Origin of the sequence: Hymenobacter properus (assembly GCF_015694735.1) — a bacterium.
Classification (GTDB): domain Bacteria; phylum Bacteroidota; class Bacteroidia; order Cytophagales; family Hymenobacteraceae; genus Hymenobacter; species Hymenobacter properus.
In genome coordinates this window covers 814867-840409 of sequence record NZ_JADQDP010000002.1, presented here as the reverse complement: position 1 = coordinate 840409, position 25543 = coordinate 814867, and the positions used below count along the sequence as shown (strand labels likewise).

Annotated in this window: 23 protein-coding genes; 13 read left to right on the top strand and 10 right to left on the bottom strand. The window is 64.9% G+C overall.

Going from position 1 to position 25543, the window contains the following annotated elements; genetic code table 11:
• Window positions 1–195: 195 nt before the first annotated feature.
• On the top strand, window positions 196–2259 hold the full coding sequence (gene paaZ, locus I2I01_RS09730) for a phenylacetic acid degradation bifunctional protein PaaZ (protein WP_196286248.1): 2064 nt from the start codon (window positions 196–198) through the stop codon (window positions 2257–2259).
• A gap of 257 nt (window positions 2260–2516) precedes the next feature.
• Here paaZ and I2I01_RS09725 read toward each other — a convergent pair whose 3' ends face one another.
• Entirely contained in the window at window positions 2517–3599 is a 1083-nt protein-coding gene (locus tag I2I01_RS09725) for a LacI family DNA-binding transcriptional regulator (protein WP_196286247.1), read from the bottom strand.
• 174 nt (window positions 3600–3773) lie between these two features.
• On the opposite strand from I2I01_RS09725, the gene I2I01_RS09720 reads away from it, so the two are divergent.
• Both I2I01_RS09720 and I2I01_RS09715 read left to right on the top strand, forming a co-directional pair.
• On the top strand, window positions 3774–5045 hold the full coding sequence (locus tag I2I01_RS09720; RefSeq protein ID WP_230678937.1) for a sugar MFS transporter: 1272 nt from the start codon (window positions 3774–3776) through the stop codon (window positions 5043–5045).
• A gap of 108 nt (window positions 5046–5153) precedes the next feature.
• Window positions 5154–6206: a LacI family DNA-binding transcriptional regulator gene (locus I2I01_RS09715; RefSeq protein ID WP_196286246.1), complete on the top strand. Its 1053-nt coding sequence runs from the start codon at window positions 5154–5156 to the stop codon at window positions 6204–6206.
• A gap of 3 nt (window positions 6207–6209) precedes the next feature.
• Here the strand turns inward: I2I01_RS09715 and I2I01_RS09710 are convergent, their stop codons facing one another.
• The 9 genes from I2I01_RS09710 to I2I01_RS09670 form a co-directional block, all read right to left on the bottom strand.
• The gene (locus I2I01_RS09710) at window positions 6210–6662 is read right to left on the bottom strand and encodes a GNAT family N-acetyltransferase (protein WP_196286245.1); all 453 of its coding nucleotides are present in this window, start codon (window positions 6660–6662) and stop codon (window positions 6210–6212) included.
• Window positions 6663–6664: 2 nt separating this feature from the next.
• Window positions 6665–7084 carry a response regulator gene (locus I2I01_RS09705; RefSeq protein WP_196286244.1) on the bottom strand — a complete coding sequence of 140 codons (420 nt, stop codon included), beginning with the start codon at window positions 7082–7084 and terminating at the stop codon, window positions 6665–6667.
• A gap of 51 nt (window positions 7085–7135) precedes the next feature.
• Window positions 7136–8857, bottom strand: coding sequence for a sensor histidine kinase (locus tag I2I01_RS09700; RefSeq protein WP_196286243.1), 1722 nt, complete (start codon window positions 8855–8857; stop codon window positions 7136–7138).
• Complete coding sequence (locus I2I01_RS09695; protein WP_196286242.1) at window positions 8850–9209, bottom strand: circadian clock KaiB family protein; 360 nt, start codon at window positions 9207–9209, stop codon at window positions 8850–8852. Before I2I01_RS09695 ends, I2I01_RS09700 begins: the two co-directional genes overlap by 8 nt.
• 5 nt (window positions 9210–9214) lie before the next feature.
• Window positions 9215–9529: a circadian clock protein KaiB gene (gene kaiB / locus I2I01_RS09690; RefSeq protein ID WP_196286241.1), complete on the bottom strand. Its 315-nt coding sequence runs from the start codon at window positions 9527–9529 to the stop codon at window positions 9215–9217.
• A 52-nt stretch (window positions 9530–9581) separates the two neighbouring features.
• Complete coding sequence (gene kaiC, locus I2I01_RS09685; protein WP_196286240.1) at window positions 9582–11330, bottom strand: circadian clock protein KaiC; 1749 nt, start codon at window positions 11328–11330, stop codon at window positions 9582–9584.
• An 89-nt stretch (window positions 11331–11419) separates the two neighbouring features.
• Window positions 11420–11644 (bottom strand): DUF1153 domain-containing protein, encoded by a 225-nt coding sequence (locus tag I2I01_RS09680; RefSeq protein WP_196286239.1) that lies wholly within the window; start codon window positions 11642–11644, stop codon window positions 11420–11422.
• Between the two features lie 72 nt (window positions 11645–11716).
• The gene (locus tag I2I01_RS09675) at window positions 11717–12502 is read right to left on the bottom strand and encodes a LytR/AlgR family response regulator transcription factor (RefSeq protein WP_211537889.1); all 786 of its coding nucleotides are present in this window, start codon (window positions 12500–12502) and stop codon (window positions 11717–11719) included.
• Window positions 12481–13590, bottom strand: a complete 1110-nt coding sequence (locus I2I01_RS09670) for a sensor histidine kinase (protein ID WP_196286238.1) — start codon at window positions 13588–13590, stop codon at window positions 12481–12483. Before I2I01_RS09670 ends, I2I01_RS09675 begins: the two co-directional genes overlap by 22 nt.
• 364 nt (window positions 13591–13954) lie before the next feature.
• Here I2I01_RS09670 and I2I01_RS09665 point away from each other — a divergent pair, with 364 nt between their 5' ends.
• The 10 genes from I2I01_RS09665 to I2I01_RS09620 all read left to right on the top strand — a co-directional run bounded on the left by I2I01_RS09665 (window position 13955) and on the right by I2I01_RS09620 (window position 25460).
• Window positions 13955–15127, top strand: coding sequence for a cytochrome-c peroxidase (locus I2I01_RS09665; RefSeq protein ID WP_211537888.1), 1173 nt, complete (start codon window positions 13955–13957; stop codon window positions 15125–15127).
• 163 nt (window positions 15128–15290) lie between these two features.
• The gene (locus I2I01_RS09660; protein WP_196286237.1) at window positions 15291–15497 is read left to right on the top strand and encodes a hypothetical protein; all 207 of its coding nucleotides are present in this window, start codon (window positions 15291–15293) and stop codon (window positions 15495–15497) included.
• Between the two features lie 186 nt (window positions 15498–15683).
• Complete coding sequence (locus I2I01_RS09655; RefSeq protein ID WP_196286236.1) at window positions 15684–17606, top strand: T9SS type B sorting domain-containing protein; 1923 nt, start codon at window positions 15684–15686, stop codon at window positions 17604–17606.
• Between the two features lie 67 nt (window positions 17607–17673).
• Entirely contained in the window at window positions 17674–17913 is a 240-nt protein-coding gene (locus tag I2I01_RS09650) for an HPr-rel-A system PqqD family peptide chaperone (protein ID WP_196286235.1), read from the top strand.
• A gap of 4 nt (window positions 17914–17917) precedes the next feature.
• On the top strand, window positions 17918–18976 hold the full coding sequence (locus I2I01_RS23550) for an ATP-grasp domain-containing protein (RefSeq protein ID WP_196286234.1): 1059 nt from the start codon (window positions 17918–17920) through the stop codon (window positions 18974–18976).
• Between the two features lie 156 nt (window positions 18977–19132).
• Window positions 19133–20479, top strand: a complete 1347-nt coding sequence (locus I2I01_RS09640) for a type III PLP-dependent enzyme domain-containing protein (protein ID WP_196286233.1) — start codon at window positions 19133–19135, stop codon at window positions 20477–20479.
• Between the two features lie 192 nt (window positions 20480–20671).
• Window positions 20672–22990, top strand: a complete 2319-nt coding sequence (locus I2I01_RS09635; RefSeq protein ID WP_196286232.1) for an urea transporter — start codon at window positions 20672–20674, stop codon at window positions 22988–22990.
• Window positions 22987–24174: a hypothetical protein gene (locus I2I01_RS23405; RefSeq protein ID WP_196286231.1), complete on the top strand. Its 1188-nt coding sequence runs from the start codon at window positions 22987–22989 to the stop codon at window positions 24172–24174. The genes I2I01_RS09635 and I2I01_RS23405 overlap by 4 nt, the downstream gene beginning before the upstream one ends.
• Window positions 24162–24770 carry a tetratricopeptide repeat protein gene (locus I2I01_RS09625; protein WP_196286230.1) on the top strand — a complete coding sequence of 203 codons (609 nt, stop codon included), beginning with the start codon at window positions 24162–24164 and terminating at the stop codon, window positions 24768–24770. The genes I2I01_RS23405 and I2I01_RS09625 overlap by 13 nt, the downstream gene beginning before the upstream one ends.
• 300 nt (window positions 24771–25070) lie before the next feature.
• Window positions 25071–25460 (top strand): T9SS type A sorting domain-containing protein, encoded by a 390-nt coding sequence (locus I2I01_RS09620; protein WP_196286229.1) that lies wholly within the window; start codon window positions 25071–25073, stop codon window positions 25458–25460.
• The last annotated feature ends 83 nt before the right edge of the window (window positions 25461–25543 follow it).

Genomic DNA, 25543 nt, shown 5'->3' with positions numbered 1-25543 from the left:
ACCTAACTTTGCGAGGTAGCTTTTGAAGTTTAACCAACCGAAAAAAGCCTGTCGTGCTGTCCAGGGCACTCGCTCCGTCTGGCTCCCCTCTCCTGAGGAGAGGGGCCGGGGGTGAGGTTCCGGTGCCAGACGAAGCGGTAAAGCTGCTTCGGCTGCGCTCAGCATGACGTTCTAACATTCCTAATCCCACCCCACATGACGCCCACCCTCGAAAATTATACCCTCGGCCGCTGGACGCCCGGCGCCACCGCCCCGCAGGAACTCCTCGACGCCAGCACCGGCGAAGTCATTGCCCTGGCCAACACCGGCGGCTTCGACTACGAAGCCATCCTCGATTACGGCCGCCGCGTGGGCAACCCCAAGCTGCGCAAGATGACTTTTCATGAGCGCGGCCGCATGCTCAAGGCCCTGGCCCTGCACCTGATGGAGAAGAAGGAGCAGTTTTACGAGCTAAGTTACCGCTCCGGCGCCACCCGGGCCGACTCGTGGGTCGACATTGAGGGTGGTATCGGCAACCTGTTTGCCAATGCCTCACTGCGGCGCAAGTTTCCCGACAAGCCTTTCTATGTGGAGGGCGAGCCGGTGGGCCTGAGCAAGGGCGGCACCTTCATGGCCCAGCACCTGATGGTGCCGCGCGAGGGCGTGGCCGTGCACATCAACGCCTACAACTTCCCCGTGTGGGGCATGCTCGAAAAAATTGCCGTGAACCTGCTGGCCGGCATGCCCGCCGTGGTGAAGCCCGCCGTGCCCTCGGCTTACCTCACCGAGGCCGTGGTGCGCGAAATCATTGCCTCCGGCATCCTGCCCGAAGGCGCGCTGCAGCTGGTGGTAGGCACCGGCGAGGGCCTACTCGACCACGTGACCTACCAGGACGTGGTGACCTTCACCGGCTCGGCTGCCACGGGCCGGAAGCTGCGCGCCCACCCGCGCCTGCTCAGCGAGGCCGTGCCCTTCACCATGGAAGCCGACTCGCTGAACGCCGCCGTGCTGGGCCTGGATGCCAAGCCCGGCACGCCCGAGTTTGACCTCTTTGTGAAAGAAGTGCGCAAGGAAATGACCGGCAAATCGGGCCAGAAATGCACGGCCATCCGCCGCATTTTGGTGCCCGAAGACGTGCTGGAAGACGTGCAGATTGCGCTGGGCAAGCTCCTGAAGCAAACCACCATCGGCCACCCGCTGGCCGAGGGCGTGCGCATGGGCGCCTTGGCCGGCCGCGAGCAGCTGCAGCGCCTGCGCCAGCAAGTGCAGCAGTTGGCTCAAAACACGCCCATCGTGTACGGCGACCTCGAAAACGTGGAAATCCTGGGCCAGGAGCGCGGCGCCCACGCCGAAAAGGGCGCCTTCTGCTCGCCCATTCTGCTGCTCAACAAGGAGCCTTTCAAGCACCTCGACTCGCATGAGGTGGAAGCCTTCGGCCCCGTGGCCACCCTCATGCCCTACCGCGACACCGACGAAGCCGTGAAGCTGGTGAACATGGGCAAGGGCTCGCTGGTGTGCTCCATTGCCACCAACGACCCGCGCACGGCCCAGGACTTCGTACTGGGCGCGGCCACCCACCACGGCCGCATCCTGGTCATCAACGAGGAAATGGCCAAGGAAAGCACCGGCCACGGCTCGCCCCTGCCCCTGCTCATCCACGGCGGCCCCGGCCGGGCCGGCGGAGGCCAGGAAATGGGGGGCATGCGCGGCGTGGAGCACTTTATGCAGCGCGTGGCCCTGCAGGGCTCGCCTAGCATGATTACGGCCATTACCGAAGTGTATCAGCCCAAGGCCAAGCAGATTGAAAAGGACAAGCACCCCTTCCAGCACTACTTCGAGGAGCTGGAAATCGGGCAGGCTTACACCACGCACAAGCACACCGTGACGGAGGCCGACATTGCCAGCTTCGCGCAGGTATCGGGCGATAATTTCTACGCCCACGTGGATGCTACCTCGCTGGAAGGCACGCTCTTCACTGGCCGCGTGGCCCACGGCTACTACATCCTGAGCAAGGCCGCCGGCATGTTCGTGGACCCGCGCAAGGGCCCCGTGCTGCTCAACTACGGCCTCGACGAGTGCCGCTTCACCAAGCCCGTGTACCCCGGCACCACCATCGGCGTGACGCTGACGGTGAAAGAGAAAATCGGCCAGGAAAAGCGCGACGCCGAGGACGTAGCCAAGGGCATCGTGCGCTGGTACGTGGAAGTGACCGACCAAACCAACGAAACCGTGGCCGTGGCCACAATTCTGACGATGGTTAAAAAGAAAAATCAGGAATAAGCAGCCGCTTGGCTCAGGCGTGAATTACTCAAAACGGTCCTGCTGAGCGCAGCCGAAGCATCTCTACCGCGCCGTCTGTCATGCTGACCAAGGAAGCAGCTTATCACCACTGAACGACAGTCGTTCTTACTTGATAAGGTCCTTCGTCTCTGCTTGAGCCGCAGAATGCTCAGGATGACAGACGGCGCGAGCGAGATGCTTCGGCTGCGCTCAGCAGGACCGTTTTATAGTAAGTAGACGGCGCTGCTACGTGTGCTCTAGCCCGCCGCTTCCTGTTTCCGGACCTTTTTGCCCTGAGCCGCTGCCCGGCGCACCGAAGACTGGCGCACCACCAGTGTCGGGGGCAGCACCACCTGCTGCAGGGCCCGTGGGGCCGGACTGGCGCACTGTGTGAGTTCGGCCAGCAGGATGTCGATGACGTTTTTGGCGATGCTTTCCACGGGCTGGGCAATCACTGTGATGGCTGGGGTATAGAGCCGGAACAGGTCGTGGTCGTCGTAGGAAATGACGGCTAGGTCGTCGGGGATGCGCAAGCCAAGGCGGGAAATGGCTTCCAGGCCGTAGATGCTGAGGTAGTTGGTGGAGAAGATGAGGGCATCGCACTGCCGATGCTCGTCGATGAAGGCCATGAGGTCGGCCAGCACGGCTTCGCGGTCTTTGCTCACGGCCACGTGCTTCACGGTTTGGGGCAGTTGGTGCTCCTGCACGGCACGCTGGTAGCCGGCGAGGCGGTCCTGCATCTGGGTTTGAGCCGAGTCGGTGGTGACGAAGGCAATGTTCGAGAATCCCTGTTCGAGCAAATGGGAGGTGGCGTCGTAGATGCCTTGGGCGCCGTCAACCACCACGTAGTTGGTGGGCAAGCCGGGCAGGTAGCGGTCGAACAGCACCGTGGGCGTGTGTTCGCGCAGAATCTCGGTGAGCTGCTGCTCAATATCGGCGGCGGGCACCACGATGTAGCCATCCACGTGCCGCTCCTGGAACATGGAAATCAGCTCCTGGGCCCGCGCGGTGTCATTGTTGGTGCTGCAGTAAATGATGCGGTAGCCGCGCTCGAAGGCCTGCCGCTCGATGAGAGCCGCCACGGTGGCAAAAAACGGATTGGCAATGTCTTCCACCACCAGCCCGATGACGTGGGTTTTGCCGGTGCGCAGGCTTTTGGCCAGGTGGTTGGGCTTGTAGCCCACTTCCTTCACGTAGGCCAGCACCCGCTCGGCCACGGCGTCGCTGATGCGGCTCTGCTTGGCCTTGCCGTTCAGCACCAGCGACACGGTGGCGATGGACACTTCCAGGTGGGCGGCGATGTCGCTGATTAGCGTGCGTTTTTTCACCTTTTCGCTCATTTTGGCTCGGGAATAAAGGGCAAAGGTAAAGTTCCTAAAACGATTAGGCCGGCGCAGCCGATTTCCGACCATCTTTGCGCGGCAGGTACCCCGCCGGTTTGTTTACGCAAAACCGGGGCGCAACCGCCAGTTATTCTGCCTTTTCCTACGTCGTATTCCTCCCTGCCCTGCTTCATGGCCTCCATCGCTCCCACCCTACCCACCCCACCTGCCACCGACGAGGGCACGCCGCGCTACACCACGGCCCTGAGCGCCGTAACCACGCTGTTTTTCCTGTGGGGCTTCATCACCTGCCTCAACGACATCCTCATCCCCTACCTGAAGGCCATTTTTCAGTTGAGCTTCGCACAGGCCAACCTCATCAATCTGTGCTTTTTCGGGGCTTATTTTTTCATGAGCATTCCGGCCGGGTGGCTGGTGGCGCGCGTGGGCTACAAGCGGGGCATGCTCATCGGGTTTGCGGTGGCGGCGCTAGGGGCGTATTTGTTTTATCCGGCGGCGGCGCAGCGGGTATACGGGCTGTTTCTGGGGGCGCTGTTCGTGCTGGCTTCCGGCATCACGGTGCTGCAGGTGGCGGCCAATCCGTACGTGGCCATTCTGGGGCCGGCGCGCTCGGCTTCGGCCCGGCTCACGCTCACGCAGGCGTTCAACTCGCTGGGCACCACGCTGGCCCCGCTGCTGGGCACGGCCCTTATTCTGAGCCACCTGCCCAAGCTGACCACCTCAGGCAGCGCGGCCGCCATCGACGTGACAGCCGTACAGGTTCCTTACCTCGTCATTGGCACTGCGCTGCTGCTCATCAGCCTGCTGCTGAGCCGGGTGCACCTCCCTCAGATTGAGCCCCCCACCGAACAGGTGGCCGACGTGGCCGCCGATTCGGTGCGGGCCTGGCACTACCGGCACCTGGTGCTGGGCGTGGTGGGCATTTTTGTGTACGTGGGCGCCGAGGTAGCCATCGGCTCGCACATTGCCAACTACCTCACCCTGCCCGATGTGATGGGCCTCAGCCTGGCCGACGCGGGCCCGCGCGTGTCGCTGTACTGGGGCGGGGCCATGGTGGGGCGCTTTCTGGGGGCCTATGCGCTCAATAAGTTTACGCCGGCCAAAGTGCTTGCTTTCAACGCCGTCATGGCGGTCATTCTGGTGCTCATTTCCATTAATACCACCGGGGCCGTCGCCATGTGGAGCCTGCTGGCCGTGGGCTTGATGAATTCCATCATGTGGCCGGTGATATTCCCACTGGCGCTGGCCGGGCTGGGGCGCCATACCGAGGCGGGCTCGGGGCTGCTGTGCACGGCCGTGGTAGGCGGGGCGCTGGTGCCCATGCTGTTCGGCTTCGTGGCCGACCACCACGGCCTGCGCGTGGCCTTGCTGCTGCCAGTGCTGTGCTACGCCTACATTGTGTGGTACGGGCTGCGCGGCAGCCGCCATCGCACCGCGGCCTGAGTAGGTGCGGGCTTGCCGGCTCGCGTTTCGGGGCTATTTTGGGCAGTGTGCACCCGTTGGCCCTTGCCGACGGCGCTAGTTCTCCTTGTGCTCTTGATGTTCTGACCTATGCCTGCAAAAAAACAACAAACGTCCATCCGCGACTTAGCCCAGCAGCTTAACCTTTCCATCTCAACGGTTTCGCGGGCGCTGGCCGACCACAAGGACATCAGCGAAAGCACCAAGCAACGGGTGCGCGAGCTGGCCCAGCAGCTCAGCTACCGTCCCAACCAGCTAGCCGCTGCCCTGCGCAAAGGCCACAGCAAGACGCTGGGCGTGGTGGTGCCCCACATCAAGGGCTACTTTTTTCCGGCCGTGCTCAACGGCATCGAGAAAGTGGCCACCCGCGAAGGCTTCAACGTGCTCATGTGCCAGAGCAACGAGGACGTGCAGCGCGAGCAGCGCAACATCGAAACCTTTCTCGATGCGCAGGTAGAGGGCATTCTCATTTCGGTGTCGGCTACCACGCACGGCGAAGTGCAGCACTTCGAGCAGGTGCGCCGCCAGGGCATTCCGCTGGTGTTTTTCGACCGCGTGCCCGAGCTGCCGAACAGCATGGCCGTCATCCTCGACGATTTTCAGGGCGCCTACCAGGCCGTGGCGCACCTCATTGCGCAGGGCTGCACGCGCATTGCCCACCTAGCCGGGCCGCAACACCTCAACACCAGCCGCAACCGCTACCTGGGCTACCGCGAAGCCCTGCGCGCCCACGGCCTCGAATACCAGGAGGAATGGACTTATTCCCTGCCGGCTCTCACCCACGAGGCCGGCCGCCTGGGCATGCAGCACCTGCTGGCCCTCGACGCCGGCCTCGATGCCGTGTTTGCCGCCTACGCCATCCCCACGGTGGGCGCCATGGAAGTGCTGCGCGACCAAGGCCTGCGCGTGCCCCAGGACCTGGCCGTGGCCTGCTTCAGCAACGACCCCTTCACGGCCATGACGCAGCCGCAAATCACCGTCATCGACCAACGCCCCGAGCAAATGGGCGAAACCGCGGTGCGGCTGTTTCTGCAGCTGCTCAAGCGCGGCCCGGCCTACACGCCGCCCCACCTCATGCTCAAGCCTGAGCTGGTGATTCGCAACTCCTCGCTGCACCGCTCGCGGGAGGGCATGGCGCGGTAGGCGCTATAGCAGTTGCTTGCGCAAGCACACGCTGTTTTCTACCCCAATGTACTGGCCGTAGTTGGGCGTGTGGGCGTAGCCGCTTTTCTCGTAAAGCCGAATGGCCTCAGGCTGCTTTTTGCCCGTTTCGAGCACGCAGGCGGCGCAGCCCAGCTCCCGGGCCCAACGTTCCAGCTCGGCCAGCACGGCGGGGGCCACGCCGGTGCCCCGGTGCGCAGGCAGCACAAACATGCGCTTGACTTCCATCTGGCTGACCTCAAACTGCTTGATGGCGCCGCAGCCCACGGGCTCATCGCCTTGGTAAGCCACCACTACGTGGTTGATTTTGTCAATCTTGTTGAACTGGGCGTAGAAGGCGTGCTCGGCCCCGTCGCGGCGCGCCAGGTCCTGGTCGAGCAGCTGCACGAGGGCGCGGAAATCGGCATCATCGGAGGTAGTGCGGACGAGGCGTAGCATGTTTACTCCGGCAGATGGCGGTTGAAATGGTTTTTCAGCACGTCGTTCAGCTTTTCCTTGGTCAGCGGCTTGTTCAGGAAGCCGCCGATGTTGAGGCGGCGCACGCGGTCCACGTCCTGCGGGTGCAGCGAGGTGGTGAGCATCACAATGATGATAGCCGCTTTTTCGGGCAGCGGTAGCTTGTCATAGGCTTCCAGAAACTGAAAACCGTCCATCACCGGCATTTTCACGTCGAGCAGTATCAGGGCCGGGCAGTCGGGCGTGGCTTCGTGGCAATGGGCTTGCACCAGGTCCAGCGCCTCCTGGCCATTGAGGGCGATGAGCAGCTTGTCGGTGATTTCCAGCCGGTTTATCAGCAGCTGGTTGAGGTAGTTGGTCGTCTGGTCGTCGTCGACCAGCAGCACACAAGTAAGCTTTTGCAAAGGCATAGGCAGCCGGAAAACAAGTTTAGCACAAGACGCAGAAGCCGCGGACTAGCGGTTGAAAAGCACCGAAAAGGTAGTGCCAATTCCGAGATTAGTGCTCACACTGATGCGCCCACCGGCGTTTTCCACCATCTTCTTCACCATGTAAAGCCCAATGCCCGAGCCCTCTACGTGGTCGTGAAAGCGCTGAAACATGCCAAACAGCTTCTGCTCGCTGGCTGCGTCGAGGCCCAGGCCGTTGTCCTGCACTTCTAGTACCACGCCGGCGCCCTCGGGGCGGGCGCGCAGGTGCACCTGCGGCTGCCGCCCCGGGGCGCGGTACTTAAGGGCGTTTGAGAGCAGGTTGAACACCACCGAGCGCAGGTTTTTCTCCGAAAACATCACCGCAGGGGCGGCGGCCACGTCCACTTCCAGCTGCGCGCCGGTGCTTTGCAGCAGCGGCTCGAGGTCGAGGCGCACGTCGCGCACCACGGCGGCCAGGTCCACGGGCTCGGTGGGCAGGCCGTGCTCCTTCTGCAGCTTGCTCACGTCGGTGAGGAGCTCAATGGTGCGCTTGAAGCGGTTCACCGAGTCCTGCATGAGGTGCAGAATGGGCTGCACGGGCTCGCGCGCCACGGTTTCGGCCGGTAGCTCCGTCAGCAGGGCATCGAGCAGGCCCTCGATGTTGCTGATAGGGGCCTTGAGGTCGTGCGAGGCGGTGTAGATGAAGTTGTCAAGGTCCACGTTCACGCGGGTGAGCTGCTCGTTGTAGTTGAGCAGTTCGCGCTGGCCCTGGTCGATGCGCTCGAGGGCCAGCTTGTGCTCGTGGATGTCGGTGTAGGTGCCAATCCACTGCAGCACTTCGCCCTGCGCGTTGCGCGAGGGCTGGGCCCGGCCCAGCATCCAGCGGTAGTCGCCGTCGGCGTTGCGAATGCGGCATTCCACCTCAAACGGCGCCCCGGTGCGCAGGCTCTCGTTCCAGCGGGCCAGGGTGGCGGGGGCGTCGTCGGGGTGCAGGCGCTCGCGCCAGGCCCGGCCAATGCTGGGCCCCTCGCCGGGCGCCACGCCGATGTAGTCGTACCAGCGGCGGTTGCGGTAGGTGTTGGCGCCGCTGGGGTCCACGGTCCAGGCTATCTGCGAGATGCCTTCCAGCAGGCGGCTGGCTTCGGCGGCGGCGCGCTCGCCGGCGAGGCGGGCGGTTTCCTCGCGCTTCAGCTCTTCGTTTTTGCGGTCGAGCAAGGCATTTTGCTCTTCCACCTGCGCCCGAATGGCCGTGATTTCGCGCTGGGCCGAGAGGTCGGTTACAATCACGGCCAGCGTGGCCGTCTCGTTGAAGCTCAGCACGTTCATGCTCACCGAAAACGGCACCAGCGCGCCGCCGCGCGTTTGCAGCGGCAGCTCGCCCTTGCTCTTGCTTTCCCAACCCTTCAACAGCAGCCCGGCCCAATAGTCCCGAAACGCGGGCGGCACAAAGTCCGCGAAGGCGCGGCCCATTACCTCGCTTAGGTCGCATTGGAGCAGGCCGGCCAGGCAGGCGTTGCAGTAGAGCACGGTGCCGTCGTCGCTCAGCAGCAGGGCGCCCTCGTTCATTTGCTCAATCAGGGTGCGGTAGCCCTGGTCGGCGCCCTGCAGCGTGAAAATGCGCGGCCCCTCGGTGCCCTGCACAGCCAGCGCGTCCACGGCCCCGGTGCGGATGGCGTGGATGAGGTCGTGCGCCTCCTCCAGTTGATGGCGCAGCTCCTCGTTGGCGCGGGCCAGCTCGGCGGCGGGGGGCAGCGGGGTGCTACTCATGGGCGGGCGCGTCGTCGGATGAGTCGGGCAGGGCCGACACGATGCCGAGCACCTTCAGCACCCGCTCGCGGTCGGAGAGGTCGCCCACCATGCGGCGCACCAGCCCGGGCCGCTGCTTGATGAGGGTGGGCACGCCAATGAGGTCCTGCTCCTGGGCCAGCTCGGGCTGCTGGTAGATGTCGATAATCAGCAGCTCGTAGCGCCCTTTCAGGTGCTGCTCGCAGATGTCCTTGATGTTGCGCACGGCGCGCGTCGAGTTGGGTGTGGCGCCCGTAATGTACAGGTGCAGCACGTACTCGGGGCCGTCCGACGGGGCCGGGTCCAGAAAATCCGGAAATGGTTCAGGTTCCATGTCCACTACTTGCCGGCCAGGGGGCGCACGTCGAGGCCCACCAGCACCTTTTCTTCGTTCGAGAGGTCGCCAATGATTTTGCGAATAGGCTCGGGCACCTTGCGCACCAGCGTGGGAATGGCCAGAATCTGGTCGCCTTCGGCCAGCTGCGGGTTCACCAGCAGGTCGATGACTTCCAGCTTGTAGCGCCCTTTGAGGTGTTGCTCGCAGTACTTGCGCAGGTTGGCGACGGCCGTCACCGACTTTGGCGTCTGGCCGGCCACGTACAGGCGCAGCTCCCAGGTCTCGGCATCGAGGGGTTCGTTCAAATCTTCAGCCATGGAAAGGAAAGGAATGGGTGGCGAGCGTCTGGGGCCGCTCGGTGGCTATAAGTTACTGGCCGCTCTCGCCGGTGGCGGGCGCGCCGGGCGTGGCGGGCAGGTGGTGGGCCGCGGCCATGCGCTGCTTGCCGGTGGCCAGGGCCTGCTGGCGGGTTTGCTCGTCGGAGGTCATCTGGCGCAGCTCTTCTTCCACGCTCTCGAACTCGGTGCGCAGGTTGGCGATGTTGGCTTCGAGCACGCGGCGGCGGCGCTCCAGCTCCCGGTCGCGGCGCTCGGTTTCCTGCTGGGTGGCCAGGGCCTGGGCGTGCTCTTCGAGCTGCTGGGCCAGGCGGCTGGCCCCGGTCACGATGCCCGTGGGGCCGAGCACCACGTCCAGCAATTCGATGCCGTGGCTGGTCACGATGAACTCGCGCACTTGGTTGGAATGGGCCATGCCGCGCGATTTGAGGATGCTCAGCCCGCGGTTGCGCTCGCCGATGCCCTCCAGGTCGCGCACCGAAATCCAGGTGTCGACCAACGACGACACGCCTTCGTCGGTCATCTCCTGCTGCTGCCCGCGGCCGCTTATCAGAGCCGTGAAAAACGCCGTGATGTTGCTAACCTTTAGGAAATCGATGAGGCGCGTAAGCATACTGCGCACCTCCGAAATATTGCCCACCGTGATGAGGTTGGTGATGGGGTCGATGACCACCGCATCGGGCTGGAACTCCTTCACCAGCCGGTGCAGCGTCACGAGGTGCTGCTCCAGGCCGTTGAGCGTGGGGCGCGACGCCTCAATGCGCAGCAGCCCGGAAGTTACGTGGCGCTGCAGGTCGATGCCCACCGAAGCCATGTTGCGCGTGAGCTGCATGGGCGACTCTTCGAACGCAAAAAACAGGCACCGCTGGCCTTCCGCGCAGATTTTATCGGCAAAAGCGGCGGCCAGGGTGGTTTTGGCCGTGCCAGCCGTGCCGGTGACGAGCACGCTGCTGCCCTGGTAAAAGCCGCGCAGGCCGAACATGTCGTCGAGCGCCGGAATGCCCGTCGACACAATGTTGCTCGACACCGTGTGCTCCAGCTTGAGCGAGGTGACGGGCAGCACCGAAATGCCGTCAGCCGTTATCAGGTAGGGGTATTCGTTGGTGCCGTGCGTGCTGCCGCGGTACTTCACAATGCGCAGCCGCCGGGTGGTAATCTGGTCGATAACGCGGTTGTCGAGCAGAATCACGCAGTCCGACACGTATTCTTCCAGGCCCTGCCGGGTCAGGGAGCCGTCGCCGCGCTCGGCGGTGATGACGGTGGTCACGCCCCGGTCCTTGAGCCAGCGAAACAGGCGGCGGATTTCGGAACGCAGCACGGCCTGGTTGGGGAAGCCCGAAAACAGCGACTCGATGGTGTCGAGCACCACGCGCTTGGCCCCGATGGAATCGATGGCGTAGCCCAGCCGGATGAACAGTCCTTCGAGGTCGTACTCGCCGGTTTCCTCAATCTCGGAGCGGTCAACGTGCACGTGGTCGACGCGCAGCAGCTTGCGCTCCTGCAGGTCCTTTAGGTCAAAGCCCAGCGAGGCCACGTTGGCGGCCAGTTCCTCGCCGGTTTCCTCAAAGGCCATGAGCACGCCCGGCTCGCCGTAGTCCTGAATGCCGCGTACCAAGAACTCGACGCCCAGCAGGGTTTTGCCGCAGCCCGCACTGCCGCAGATGAGGGTGGGCCGCCCCTGGGGCAAGCCGCCTTCGGTGATTTCGTCGAGGCCCTCGATGCCGGTGGGCGACTTGGGCAGCGTGGGCAGTGCCGGGTGCTGGGATGTGGTATTTTCCTGCATGAACAAAGAGGCTAACCGGGCAAAGGTAACCCGACGCGGGCGTGGAACCTCACCCCTGCCAGCCCCCGCCCCGCAACGCCGCAGCGCCCCTACCGGCTGCCCGCCTCAAAGTCCATCCAGCCGGCGCGGTGCTCGTCCATTTCCTCGGCGCTGATGCCGTAGGCCGTGCAGGCTTCTTCGGCGTTCATCAGGCCTTGGTCCACAGCGTTGAGCACAGCCCACACCTTCAGCTTGCGCTCGGCGTCGGCGCTGGCGTCACGGGCCGGTTCGGGGCGGCCATCGGTGTCGTAGTAGTTGGGCTCAAGCTCATTCATATCCACTGCAAGATAATCGAATATTTATTAAGCCAGAGTGAATTTTGCGCCTTTTCGTTGCGCCGCTGGCAATTATTTCCAGCGGCTAAAAAACTGGTCGAACGCCTCGCGGTAGCCGTCGCTCACGGGCAGGGTTTCGCCGGCAATCTGCACCGTGCCGCGCCCCACGGCCTGGATGTGGTTCAGCCCCACAATGTAGCTGCGGTGGATGCGCAGGAACTTGCCGGCGGGTAGCTTTTCTTCCATGCTGCGCAGGCTGGTGAGCGAGAGCAATGGCCGCGGCTGGCTGGCCAGGTGCACCTTCACGTAGTCCTTCAGGCCCTCCACGTACACGATGTCGGCCAGGGCCACGCGCACCAGCTGGTACTCCACTTTGAGGTAGATGTGGTCTTCCTGCGGCAGCGGGGAAGGAGCCGCAGGGAGCTGCGCTGATGCCGCAGCATTGCCGGCCTGATTTTGCTTCAGCTCAAAGTAGGTTTTGGCCTTGAGGGCGGCGCGCAGAAACTCCTCGTAGTTGAAAGGCTTGAGCAAGTAGTCCAGCGCATCGACGCGGAAGCCTTCCAGAGCATATTGGTTGAAGGCCGTGGTGAAGATGACGCGCGGCCCGCGCTGCAGCACGCGGGCCAGCTCCATCCCGCTGAGGTCGGGCATCTTGATGTCGAGAAACAGCAGCTGAATTTCGGGCTGCTCGTGCAAGGCTTTGAGGGCGGCCACGGCGCTCTCGTGGCGGCCGGCCAGGCGCAGAAAGGGCGTTTGCTCGATGAAGGAGCAAACCAGCCCCAGGGCCAGCGGCTCGTCGTCGACGGCCATGCAGTTGATAACCAGCGGGGCGGGGGCTACAGATTCAGATGGAGACATACTTCGTACTCGTTGGAGGCGTTGCGGGGCGTGACGTGGACGGTGTGCTGCTGGGGGTAGAGCAAATCGAGGCGGCGCTGGGTGTTCACCAGGCCAATGCCGCCGGGCTCGTCGTCCTCGTCGGGCCGGTCGGGAAATACGGTGTTGCGCACGCACAGCTCCACGGTGTGGGCCGTGGGCTGGCGCAACTCGATGCTGATGCGGCTGGGCGCGGTGGCGCTCACGCCGTGCTTGAAGGCATTCTCCACGAAGGGCTGAAACAGCATGGGCGCGATGAACGGGTCGGGGCTGAGCGGGTCGGGCCGCTCGAACTGCACCTGCACTTTGGAAGTGAGGCGCAGGTGCATGAGGTCGATATAGTCCTGCAGGAAGCTGATTTCCTGGCTCAGGCGTGTGTGGCCGGCGGGCGACTCGTAGAGCACGTAGCGCATCATGCGCGAGAGGCGGTGCAGGGCAGCGCGGGCCTGGTCGGCGTCGAGCAGCGTGAGGGCGTAGATGTTGTTGAGGGTGTTGAAGAAGAAGTGCGGGTTAATCTGGGCCTTGAGCAAACTCAGCTCGGTGGCCACCTGGCGGCGCTCCAGCTCCAGGCGGCTTTCGGCGTCGCGCTGGCCTTTTTGCATGGCCGCGAGGCTGGTAGCAATACCCAGCACCAGCAGCGTGATGAGGAGCACGCCGCTGTTGAACAACGGGCGGCCCTCCTCGGGGCCCAGTTGCGGATGCGGGCGCGGGCCCGACCACGGGTTGGGCGGGTTCAGCACGGCCTCGCGGGCAGTGGCCACCAGCTCGGGCACGTTCAGGCGGGTTTCTACTTGCTGATGCACGGCCAGCACGGCCAGCACCAGTGTCGCGTTTAAGGCCACGTAGGCCCACCATTTGCCGCCGTAGAGCAGGCGCGGCGCGGCCCACAGCACGTTTAGGTAAAATACGCCTACCAATAGGACGAATACCACGGCCTGCGTCAGCCAGAACTCGGTGGGCTTGGGGCCGGGGTAGTCGGGCTGCTGCCCCACGAGCAGCACCGTTACCAGCCCCCACACCAGGGCGTGCAGCAGCAGCGTGGAAGCAGAACGGAGTAGCGGTAAGGGCATGGGTGTTAGTTAAGAGTTAACAGTGAAGAGTTAAGAGTTGAATCTGGAGTTGCTCATGTTTCAACTCTTAACTCTTCACTGTTAACTCTTAACTGCCGCAAGCTACTACCCACGCCTACGGCGGCACGCCAGGTATCGGCCAGCCGGACGGGTTTGCCGGCCAGTTGGCGGTTTGGGCCGCTGGCCCTGATGAACAGCCGGGCCGAAATCTATCCGGTAGCATTTGGCTTCCAAAACCGGCCAATGGGCGACGCCGCTCCGCAACTGGCCGATTGTAGTTGAGATACCTTCTGACACGCGAGCAAATTTGAAGTAACGAGTCCACCGGCTCCTTATCAACTCCCTGCTTCCCTCCCGCTTCCGCATGGCCTACTCCCTACTCCCCCGGGTTGCTTCGATGCTGGCCGCCGCGGCGCTGCTGGTAGTGGTGGCCTGCCAGAAACAAGACACCGACCCCAACGCCGCCGACCTGGCTGCCCTCACGGCCCTGCCACTGGTGGCGCCCGCTCCGGCCAACAACCCCAGCAGCCCGGCCAAAATCGCCCTGGGCCGGGCCCTGTTCTGGGACCCCGTGCTCTCGGGAGGCAAGGACGTGAGCTGCGCCAGCTGCCACCACCCCGCCACCGGCTACGCCGACGCCCTCGACCTGAGCGTGGGCGTGAACGGCCAGGGCCTGGGCGCCAGCCGCCGCTTCCGCGCCCCGAATGACATTCCCTTCGTGAAGCGCAACTCGCCCACGGTGCTCAACTCCGCCTTCAACGGCCTGCACGCCGACGGCTCCTGCGACCCCACGGCGGCCGCCATGTTCTGGGACGTGCGGGCGCAGTCGCTGGAGGCGCAGTCGCTGCTGCCGGTGGCCACGTTGGAGGAGATGCGCGGCCACCAGTACGCCGAGGGCGTGGCCCTCGACTCGGTGGTGGCGCGGCTGCGGCGCATTCCGGCGTATGCGTCCCTGTTTGCGGCGGCGTTTCCGGAGGCTTCGCCGGTTAACAGCACCAACATCGGCAAGGCCATTGCCTGTTTCGAGCGCACGCTGCTGGCGACGGATTCGCCCTTCGACCGCTACCAGCGCGGCGAGACCTCGGCTCTCACGGCCCAGCAGGTGCAGGGGCTGCAAGACTTCGTAACCAGCGGCTGCGCCAAGTGCCACAGCGGCCCCATGCTGAGCGACTACAAAACCCACGTGTTGGGCGTGGCCGACAACCCCAAAAACCCCGCCTCCGACGCGGGCGTGAACGGGACCTACGCTTTCCGCACGCCCAGCCTGCGCAACGTGGCCCTCACCGCGCCCTACATGCACGACGGCACCCTGCCCAACCTGCAGGCCGTGCTCAACTTCTACGACCCCGGCCGCGGTGGCCCCGCCCCCTCGCCCAACCCGCACGTGGCCCCGAGCCAGCGCGACCCGCTTTTCCCCACCCGCGTGGCCAACCCGGCCAACATCATCGCCTTCCTGCAGTCGCTCACCGCCGCCAGCTACGACCGCACCGTGCCCACCAGCGTGCCCAGCGGCCTCCCCGTGGGTGGCAATTTGTGAGGATGGGAGGAAGTGAGATGGGAAAAAGGGGAGCGGGAGATAGATAAACAGAGAAAGCCCTCTCCCCACCTTACCGCCCTCCTACCTCAACCTTCTACCCACCTCCTCCTCTCCCCGCCTTCCCTTCAGCTCATTTTTTCACCCTTTTTCCCATTTCATTTTTATGCGTACCCGTTCCATCCTTCGCATTGCCAGCGCCGCGGCGCTGCTGTGCTCCATGAGCAGCTTCTCGGGCTGCGAAAAAGACAACGTGAGCCCCAGCGGTGGTTGCCAAAACAAGAAAACCACCACGCCCACGACCACCACTACCACCACGACGGACACGACGCCCACCACCTCGACGAGCACCTCGTCGGGCGGGGCTGGCTAAGCCGCCAGCGCTTTTGCGCTACCCAGCCGGGCCTTGCTCTTCGGAGCGGGGCCCGGCCTTGGTGGGCAGGCGTAATTCAGAACGGTTTTCAGGAAATTATTCATTAACCACCGGTGTATTCCTTAGACAATATTATTTGAAACCACTTCTTACTACTTATTAATCAATACTTACCACTATCCTGTCATGAAGTGTTTCTGGACGGCTCTGCGTTTTTCTCCGTGGCTGTTGTTGGGGCTGCTGCTGGCGCCGTTGGGCGCTTCGGCCACGCACATTGTGGGCGGTGAGCTGGATTTGCAGTACAAGTCCGGCAGTACCTACGCTCTCACGCTCAACCTTTATTTCGATGCCATCTACGGCGACCCCAACGCCCTCGACCAGTCCCTGGTAGCGGGCATTTTTGCCAAGGGCACTAACCAGCGTATCACTCTCGTGACGCTGCCGCTCACCAGCAACACCTTCGTGCAGTACACCAACCCGGCCTGCTCGTCGGGCTCGCTGAGCACCCGCAAGCTGGTGTACACCAAGGACATTACCCTCGACGCCGCCACCTACACCAACGCCGCTGGCTACTACGTGGCCGTGGAGCGCTGCTGCCGCAACGTGAGCATCAGCAACATCGTGAATCCCGGCGGCGCGGCCCAGGCCTTTTACCTCGAATTTCCAGCCGTCGTCCGCTCGGGCGCGGCTTTCATCGACTCGACGCCCCGCATTTTCCCGCCGCTGGGCGACTATGCCTGCCGCAATGAGTTGTTTTATTACGACTTCGGTGGGCAAGACGTGGACGGTGACTCGCTGGTATACGACATGGTGACGCCCTTGAACGGCCACGCCACCGCGGCCGTGGGCAACACCGCACCTACGCCCCTGGGCGCCCCCTACTCCACCGTCAGCTGGAATGCCGGCCTGGGCACCGCCAACCAGATACCGGGTTCGCCGGCCCTGGGCATCGACGCACACACCGGCCGCCTCACGGTACGGCCCCGCGACCTGGGCTTGTTTGTGTTTGGGGTGCGCTGCTCGGAGTACCGCCGGGGCGTGAAAATTGGCGAGACGCGGCGCGACTTCCAGCTTTACGTGTTGGCTTGCCCCACCAACGTGGCACCCAAAGCCACCGTGCGGGCCGCCGGCAGCACGGTGGCTTACCGCCCCGGCCGCGACACGCTGCGCCTGCTGCCCGGCGGCAACCGCTGCCTCACCATCCGCTACACCGACCCCGACCCCAACTCGGTGCTGACCATGAGCGCCCGGCCGGTGAACTTCACCACACCCGCCGTGGCCTTCACCACCAGCACCAGCGGCACGGTGCGCACCGCCGCCGATACCCTGACGGCCACGCTCTGCTTCCCCGACTGCACCGACACCAAGGGCAAGGTTTATCTGCTCGACATCATCGTGGCCGACAACGGCTGCAGCCTGCCCAAGCACGACACTGTGCGGGTGGCCTTCACGGCTGCGCTGGCGCCCAATACGGCCCCGGTGCTCACCAGCAGCTTCCCTCCCGCTCCGCTGCCGGTATCGGACCAGGCACCGGCCGTGGTGCGCGTGGCGCTGGGCCAGCGCTACACCGCCACCCTGGCGGGCCTCGATGCCGACCGCGACGCGCTGACGATGACAGCGGCCGGCGTTGGGTTTGACATGGCTGCCGTGGGCATGCAGTTCACGGCCCAAAACGGCGCGGGCCAGGCCAACGCCACCTTCAGCTGGGAGCCGGCCTGCGACGCCGTGGCAACGGCCGGCGAAGACGGCGGGCTGCTGGTGCGCTTCCGGCTGGCCGAAGCCGGGCCCTGCGTGCCCGTGCCGCAGGAGCGCCTCATCCGCTTCGAGGTGGTGCCGGCGGCGCAAGAGCAGGCCTTTCTGCCGCCCAACATCATCACGCCCAATGGCGACGGGCAGAACGACTACTTCACCATGCCCAGCCTGCCGGTGGATTTCTGCGACCGTAAATTTGCCAGCATCAAAGTTTTCTCGCGCTGGGGGCAGAAGGTGTACGAGTCCGACGCCCGCGACTTTCACTGGGGCGGCGCGGGTGCGGGCGGCTTGTACTACTACCTCGTCACCTACACCGATGGCCGTAAGTTTAAAGGCTGGGTGGAGGTGGTGCCGTAATGATTTTGGGCTCCTGATTATCGCCTGTCATCCTGAGCATTTACTCCTCTACCCAGCTATCCTATTCATGAAGCTCAAAAAGAACATTGCCACCAGCGAGGCCGGCTTCATCTTCAACCCCGCCACCGGCGACTCGTTCGCGGCCAACCCGCTGGCGGCCGACATCCTGGCCCGTGCCAAAGCCGGGCAGGATGCCGCCGCTATCAAGGCCGACATTCTGGAGCGCTACGACGTGGCCCCGGGCCAGCTGGAAAAGGACTGGGACGACCTGCTGGCCCAGCTGCGCGAGTTCAACCTGCTAGACTAACCCCGTGCCCGCTTCAACTACTCTTCCCCGTCTCACCGTGGCCGTGACCGGCCTCAACGCCACTGACAGCCCTGGGCCGGGCGTGGCCGTCATCCGCGCCCTGCGCGAAACGGCCGACTTCGACCTGCGCATCATCGGGCTGAGCTACGAGGCGCTGGAGCCGGGCATTTACCTGCGCGAACTGGTGGACCGCACCTACCAGCTGCCCTACCCCTCGGCCGGCACGGCGGCGCTGCTGGAGCGCCTGCGCTACGTGCGGGAGCAGGAAGACGTGGCCGTGCTCATCCCCAACTTCGACGCCGAGCTGCACAACTTCATCAAGCTGGAGCCGCAGCTGCGGGCGCTGGGCATCCGCACCTTCCTGCCCACGCTGGCGCAACTGGAAGCCCGCGACAAGCTGAACCTGCCGGCCTTCGGGACGGCCCACGGGCTGCCCGTGCCGGCCAGCCGCGCCCTGCACCACGCCGGCGAGCTGCTGGCCGCGGCCGAGACATTGGGCTGGCCCCTGGTGCTGAAAGGGCGCTACTACGATGCCGCCGTGGTGCACACCCTGGCCCAGGCCGAGCAGGCGTTTGGGCGGCTGTCGGGGCAGTGGGGCGTGCCGCTCATCGCGCAGCAGTGGGTGGGTGGCCAGGAAATCAACATCGCCGGGCTGGGCGACGGCCACGGCCGCTGCCTGAGCGCGGTGCCCATGCGCAAGCTCACCATCACCGACAAGGGCAAGGCCTGGGCCGGCATCACCCTCGAAGACGAGGCCCTGCTGACCCTGGCCCGCCGTTTTGCCGAAGCCACCCAGTGGCGCGGCGGCTTCGAGCTGGAGCTGATGCGCGCCGCTTCGGGCGAGCTGTTCATCCTGGAAATCAACCCGCGCTTCCCGGCCTGGATATACCTGACGGCCGCCGCCGGCCAGAACCAGCCCGCCGCCCTGCTGCGCCTGGCCCTGGGCCTGCCCGTGATGCAGCAGGAAGGCTACGCCGTGGGCAAGATGTTCGTGCGCTACGCCTGGGACCTGATTACCGACCATACCGCCTTCCAGCAAGTGGCCGCGCTGGGCGAACTTTGATGCTTGGTTTAATGGAAAACGTCTGTCATCCTGAGCGCAGCGAAGGACCTTCTCACGGCTGAGCCGATTGAAATTACTGCAAGCTGTTCGGCGGTGACAAGGTCCTTCGCTACGCTCAGGATGACAGCCCCCCTTGTCTGCCCGATTATCCCACCCATGAAACTCCCTTACGAACGCCCCACCCTCCGCAAGCTCACGGCCGGCGCCCTGAACAAATTTGGGCCGCGCGCCGGAGTTCGTCCCGTCACGGCCCTCGACGGGGTGGCGGTGGGCGAACTGGTGGCGCGCTTCGGCTCGCCCTTGTTTGTGCTGAGCGAGCGACAGCTGCGGCGCAGCTACCAGGCGGCGGTGCGGGCCTTCGGCACGCGCTACCCGCGGGTGCAACTGGCGTGGTCGTACAAAACGAACTACCTGAACGCCGTGTGCCGGGTCTTTCATCAAGAAGGCGCTTGGGCGGAGGTGGTGAGCGGTATGGAGCTGGAAAAGGCGCTGCTGAACGGCGTGCCCGGCCCGCACATCCTGTTTAACGGCCCGGGGAAGCGGCGGGCCGACCTGGAGCGCGCCTGCGCGGTCGATGCCGTCGTTCACCTAGATAATGCCGACGAGCTGCACCTGCTGCTGGACGTGGCCGCTGGCCGCCCCCGCCGGCCTCGCGTGGCCCTGCGCGTTAACCTCAATGCCGGCATCGTGCCGCAGTGGGACCGGTTCGGCTTCAACCTGGAAAACGGCGAGGCCTGGCAGGCGCTGAGCCGCCTCGTGGCCTCAGGCCAGCTGGAGCTGGTGGGGCTGCATTGCCACATTGGCACTTACATTTTGCAGCCGGCGGCCTACGGCGCGGCTGCTACCAAGCTTGCGGCGTTGGCCCAGCGTTGCGCCCGAGAGCTGCACACCGTCGTTCAGTACCTCGACCTGGGCGGCGGTTTTCCCTCGACCAACACGCTAAAGGGCGCCTACCTGCCCGCTACCGACACTGTGCCCCCGCTCGACGACTACGCCGAGGCCGTGGCCGGCGCCTTGCTCGGGGCAGGCTTCAAAACCGACGACCTGCCGCTGCTGGTGCTCGAAGCTGGCCGCGCGTTGGTTGACGAGGCGGGCTCGCTCATCGGCACGGTGCTGGCCAACAAGCGGCTGGCCGACGGCCGCCGTGCCACCATCCTCGACTTCGGCGTGAACCTGCTCTTCACTTCCTTTTGGTACGACCATCACATCAGCCCCACCCGCGAGTTCTCGGCCGATACCGAGCCCACCGTGCTATACGGCCCACTGTGCATGAACATCGACATGCTGCGCGAAAGCATCGCCCTGCCCCTGCTCGCACCCGGCGACACCGTGGTGGTGCACAAAGTGGGCGCCTACAACATGAGCCAGTGGCAGCAGTTCATCAACCTGCGCCCCTACGTGGTACTCATTGACCAAGCCGGCCAGCCCCACGTCATTAGAGCCGCCGAGACACTGGAGTATCTGCAGCAGCTGGAGCAGGTGCCAGCGCATTTGCTGGGCTAACTTTCATCGTTCTGGCGGCTAACCTCACCCCCTGCCCCTCTCCTTGGGGAGAGGGGGAGCCAGCCGACAGGATGCAGACAAAGAACGAATTATCATCTGCTTTTCTCAATACGTAACATCTAACCAAAGGCATGTCCGGTGCCCCCTCTCCCAAGGAGAGGGGGTCAGGGGGTGAGGTTAGCCGCCAGAACGATGAACTCCTACTTCCGCACCATCCTCCACAGCTACGCCATGCTGTTCTTCTCGCAGCACCGCGGGCTGGGTGCGCTGTTGCTGCTGGTGTCGTTTGCCCACCCGCTGGTGGGGGCGGCGGGGCTGGCCAGCACCGCGCTGGCAGTGGCGGGCGCGCGGGCGGCGGGCTTCAACCGGGAGTGGACCGGCCGGGGCGCTTACAGCTTCAACTCCCTGCTGACGGGGCTGGCGCTGGCCTCGTTTTACGCGCCGGGCTGGGCGCTGGCGGGGCTGGTGACGGTGGGCGCGGGCGTGGCCCTGCTGCTAAGCGTGGCGCTGGGCGGCTGGCTGGGCGGGCGCGGACTGCCGTTTCTATCCCTGCCCTTTGTGGCCACGGTGTGGCTGCTGATGATGGGCAGCGCCCCGCTGCTGCACCTGCCGCCCGCCGAAGCCAACATCTACTGGCTGAACGAGGCCTACGCGCTGGGCGGGCCGCGGCTGGTGGCCGTGGCGCAGTGGGCCGCCGACTGGCCCTGGCCGCCGTTGTTGGCTACCTACCTGCGGGCGCTGGGCTCGGTGCTGTTTCAGGACAATGCCTTGGCCGGGCTGCTGGTGGCGGCGGGGCTGCTGTGGCATTCGCGCATTGCGTTTTCGCTGTCGGTACTGGGCTTTTTGGGGGCGTATGGGGTGCTGTGGCTGACGGGGCCGGCCGGTAGCGGGCCGCTGGAATACAACCTGGGGGCCAACTACGTGGTGGCGGCCGTGGCGGTGGGCGGCGTGTTCGTCATCCCCTCGGCGGCCAGCTACGGCTGGGCCCTGCTGAGCGTGCCCGTGACGGTGGTGGCGCTGGCCGCCGCCACGGCGGTGCTCACGAAGCTCGGGCTGCCGGCCTTATCGTTGCCCTACTGCGTCACGGCGCTGCTGTTTCTATACGTGTTGCTGCTGCGCGAGCGGCCGGGTGCGGGGCTGGTGCTCACGCCCGTGCAGCGCTACTCGCCCGAGCGCAACCTCTACGCCTACGCCACCGACCGTGTGCGCCTGGCCCACCAGGGCGCGGTGGCTTTCACCCTCCCCTTTCTGGGGCAATGGGCCTGCACGCAGGGCTACACTAGCGGCGGTCCCACCCACCTCGGCGACTGGGGCCAGGCCCTGGACTTCGCCATTGCCGACGCCGACGGCCACACCTACCACGGTGCGGGCTTCGCCCTGAGCGACTACTACGCCTACAACAAGCCCGTGCTGGCCCCCGCCGACGGCGTGGTGGAAGAAGTCATTCAACACATCGAAGACAATCCCATCGGCGAAGTAAACCTGCGCGAGAACTGGGGCAACACCGTGGTACTGCGCCACGCACCCGGCCTGTATTCCCAGCTCTCGCACCTGCGGGCTCACTCTGTGCCCGTAAAACCCGGCGACTACGTGCGGCGTGGCGACATCGTGGGCACCTGCGGCAACTCGGGCCGCTCGCCGGAGCCGCACCTGCACTTCCAGGTGCAGGCCACGCCTTATGTAGGCTCCAGAACGGTGGCATACCCACTGGCCTACTTCGTCGCGGAAGCAGCTACCAAGCCGGATTTGCTGCCTGTGCTGAACCCATTTGGTACGACTGATAACGTTTACAAAGCACCGGGAGGCGCTTCCAAGGCGCTGGCAGCATTGTCCAATACGACCAAGCCTTCAGCGGCGATACCCAGGACGCCGCAGCTCCGCCACTTCGCCGTGCCCAATGCGGGCGACCTTGTGAGCCCGCCCGCCATCAACCGCACCCTGAGCCAGGCCCTGCGCCTGCCACCCGGCTATGCGCTGGACGTGCGCAATGCCGACGCGCCCACTGCCCCGGCCCAGCGCTGGGAGGTTTTCACCGACGCCTACAACCTGACCTATTTGCGCTGCCAGACCACCGGGGCCGTGGCCTATTTCGCGGGCGATGCGTCGGTGTTCTACTTCACGGCGTTCTATGGTTCGGAAGACTCGTGGCTTTACTTCTTCTATCAGGCTGCTTACCGGGTGCCGCTGGTGAGCTTGCCGGGCCAAATTACCCGCGATGCTTTTCCGCTGTCGGTGGTACGCAACCCGGCCTTGGCCTGGGCGCAGGACTTGCTGGCGCCCTTCTACCGTTTCCTCAAGCCCACGTTCGCCCTCGAAGCCGTGCCCGATGCCGATGCCGCCTGGCCCGGCCGCCCGGTGCGCCTGCGCAGCCGCGCGGCGGTGGGCTATTTCGGCCGGGAGCGCGCAACGCAAACAGCGGAGCTGACCTTTGCTGACGGCCATTTGGCCGCGCTGCGCGTGCAGCGGGCGGGGCAGGAAATCAACCTCACCTGTTCCCTGGTCGGCGCATGAAAACACGCATTCTCTGCCTGCTGGGATGGTTGATGTTGGGGCTTGGCCTACAGGCGCGCGCCCAACAGCCCGACTTCCAAGCCACCGACAGCCTCATTCACGCGCTGGCCGGCCAGTACCGCTGGGCCGAGCTCGACTCGGTGGGCCGGGCCCAGCTGCGACTTGGCCTCGACTACCCCGCCCTGCGCCGCCGCCTCGGCCAGGCCGCCCTGGCCCTCGACCAGCCTGCCCTGGCCCTGCGGCACTACGGCCGCGCCCTGCGCGAAAATCCGCTCGACACCATCGCCCGCTACGGCCTCACCCTGGCCTACCTGGAGCTGAACCAGCCCGGCCCCGCCGCCCTGCTGGCCCGCAACCTGCCCGACTCCTTGCGCCGCCCCCTGCACCTGATGGGCTTCCGCCCCGTGGCGCGCGTGGAACTGGAAGCCAGCGGCCAGCAGACCGAGAACATCCACCGCGGCGGCGCGGGCTTCGTGCGTCTGGGGGTGAGCAGCCGCCTCAGCCCGCGCCTCACCCTGACCCAAAACGTGAGCCATTTCGGGCAGGACATCGACTTGCCCGACCCGCGCCGCCCCCGCTTCGGCGAGCGCTACGCCGTGCGCCAAAACCAATACCACGCCCTGCTGCAAGTGCAGCTGGCACCACGCTGGCGCGCCCTGCTGGCCTACCACAGCCTCGCCAGCGACTTCGGCCGCCCGCGCACCACCCCCGACCACTTGGGCTACGCCGCCCTGGCCTACGCCCGCCCCTACTGGACGGCCCAAGCCGGTTACTATTTCGGCACCCTCACCGACACGGCCCGCCAACAGGCCGACCTGCGCCTGACCGTGTACCCCCTCGGCAACCTGCGCCTCTACGGCTTCGGGCGGGCCAGCGTGGTGCGCTCGGGCGGACGCAGCTTCCCCAACGGCGTGCTGGGCGTGGGCGGCCGCCTGCACCGCCGCGTGTGGGCCGAAGCCTACGGCGGGCTGGGCCAGGTGCCGGTGCTGGCCGAGCTCGACGGCACCTACGTCTACAACCTTTTCGACGCCCTGCGGCAGCGCGGCAGCGCCAGCTTGCTTATTTTGCTGTCCCGGCCGCTGCTGTTGCGCCTGAGCTACGGCGCCGAGCAGCGCCGCGACGGCATCGACGGCCGGACGTATTCCCTCTATTCCTTAAGCACCGCCCTTGCATGGACCTGGTAAAGCTGACCTTTTCCGCCGCGCTGGTGTGCGCCGCCCCGGCCGTGGCCTGGGCCCAGGCCGACCAGGCTACGGCTTTTGCCAGCAGCTACGCCGCCGAAGCCAAGGCCGACTACGCCGACGCCATTGCGCCCATCAAGGCCATCTACACCGGCACCTACGAGCAGAACCTGCGCCTGGGCTGGCTCTACTTCCTGGCCAAAAACTACACCGCCTCGGCCGCCCATTACCAGAAGGCCGTGGAGCAGCGCCCCTATGCCGTGGAGCCCAAGTTTGGCCTGGTGAAGCCGCTGAACGCTCTGGGGCAGGTGGAGAAAATGCTGAACCTGTACCAGGACATCCTCAAAATTGACGCGCAAAACACCCAGGCCAACTACTGGGCCGGCGTCATCTACCTCAACCGCAAAAGCTACGCCCAGGCCGCTCGCTACTTCGAGCGCGTGGTCAACCTCTACCCTTTCGACTACGATTCTACCATCTCGCTGGCCTGGGCTTACCTCAACCTTGGCAAGAAGGCCGAGGCCCGCGCCCTCTATACCAAGGCCCTGCTCATTCGGCCCGGCGATGCGGCGGCCACGGCCGGCCTCAAGCGCCTGTAGGCAGCTCAGGCGGCCAGCCGCTACGTCGGCCGCCTGAGCTGCTGGCGAATTCGGCGTTGCCGCGACGTGGGGATGGCCGGCTGCAGTGACGGGAAGGCCCGGACCGCCCAATGAGGGCTTGCGTCCTACATTTTAAAGGCCAAACTGGCTATTTCAACGGGGCATTAAACCAAGTCATCGATTATTGGTCTGAGCCTTGCCAAGGGATGCTGATATTTGCTTCCAGGAGGGCTTTTAAGTAATTTCGCTGCGAAGTCTACCGGTTCTTGTTCTGTTTTTTGCCATTTACTTGCCCGGTGTATGTCCGACTCCAACCGCACCTCATTTCTAGCTTTTGACCTCATCGGCAGTGGCTGCGCCGTTTCGCCGGAGGTTACCCCCAGTCCGCAACACCACGACCGCGAAACCGGCGGGCAGTTCACCCTCGGCCAGAACTACCCCAACCCCTTCGTGAGCGAAACCACTGTGCCGTTCACGCTGAACACCAACGCCGACGTGCGCCTCGACCTTTTCGACCTGATGGGCCGCAAAATGGCCGGCGTGGTGCGCAAAGGCCGCAGTGCCGGCGCCCAAAGCATCAAGCTCAACCTCGACGGCATGGGCCTTTCGGCCGGTGACTATACCTACCAACTCGAAGTAACCACCCGCCACGGCGTGTACCGCCAGCGCAAGCTCATGACAGCGGAATAACGCTTGGGTCCGGAACGTGAAGATGAAGCCCCGGAGGCTGGCCGCTGCAACGGCCAGCCTCTTTTTTTGGCAATGCGCGAGGC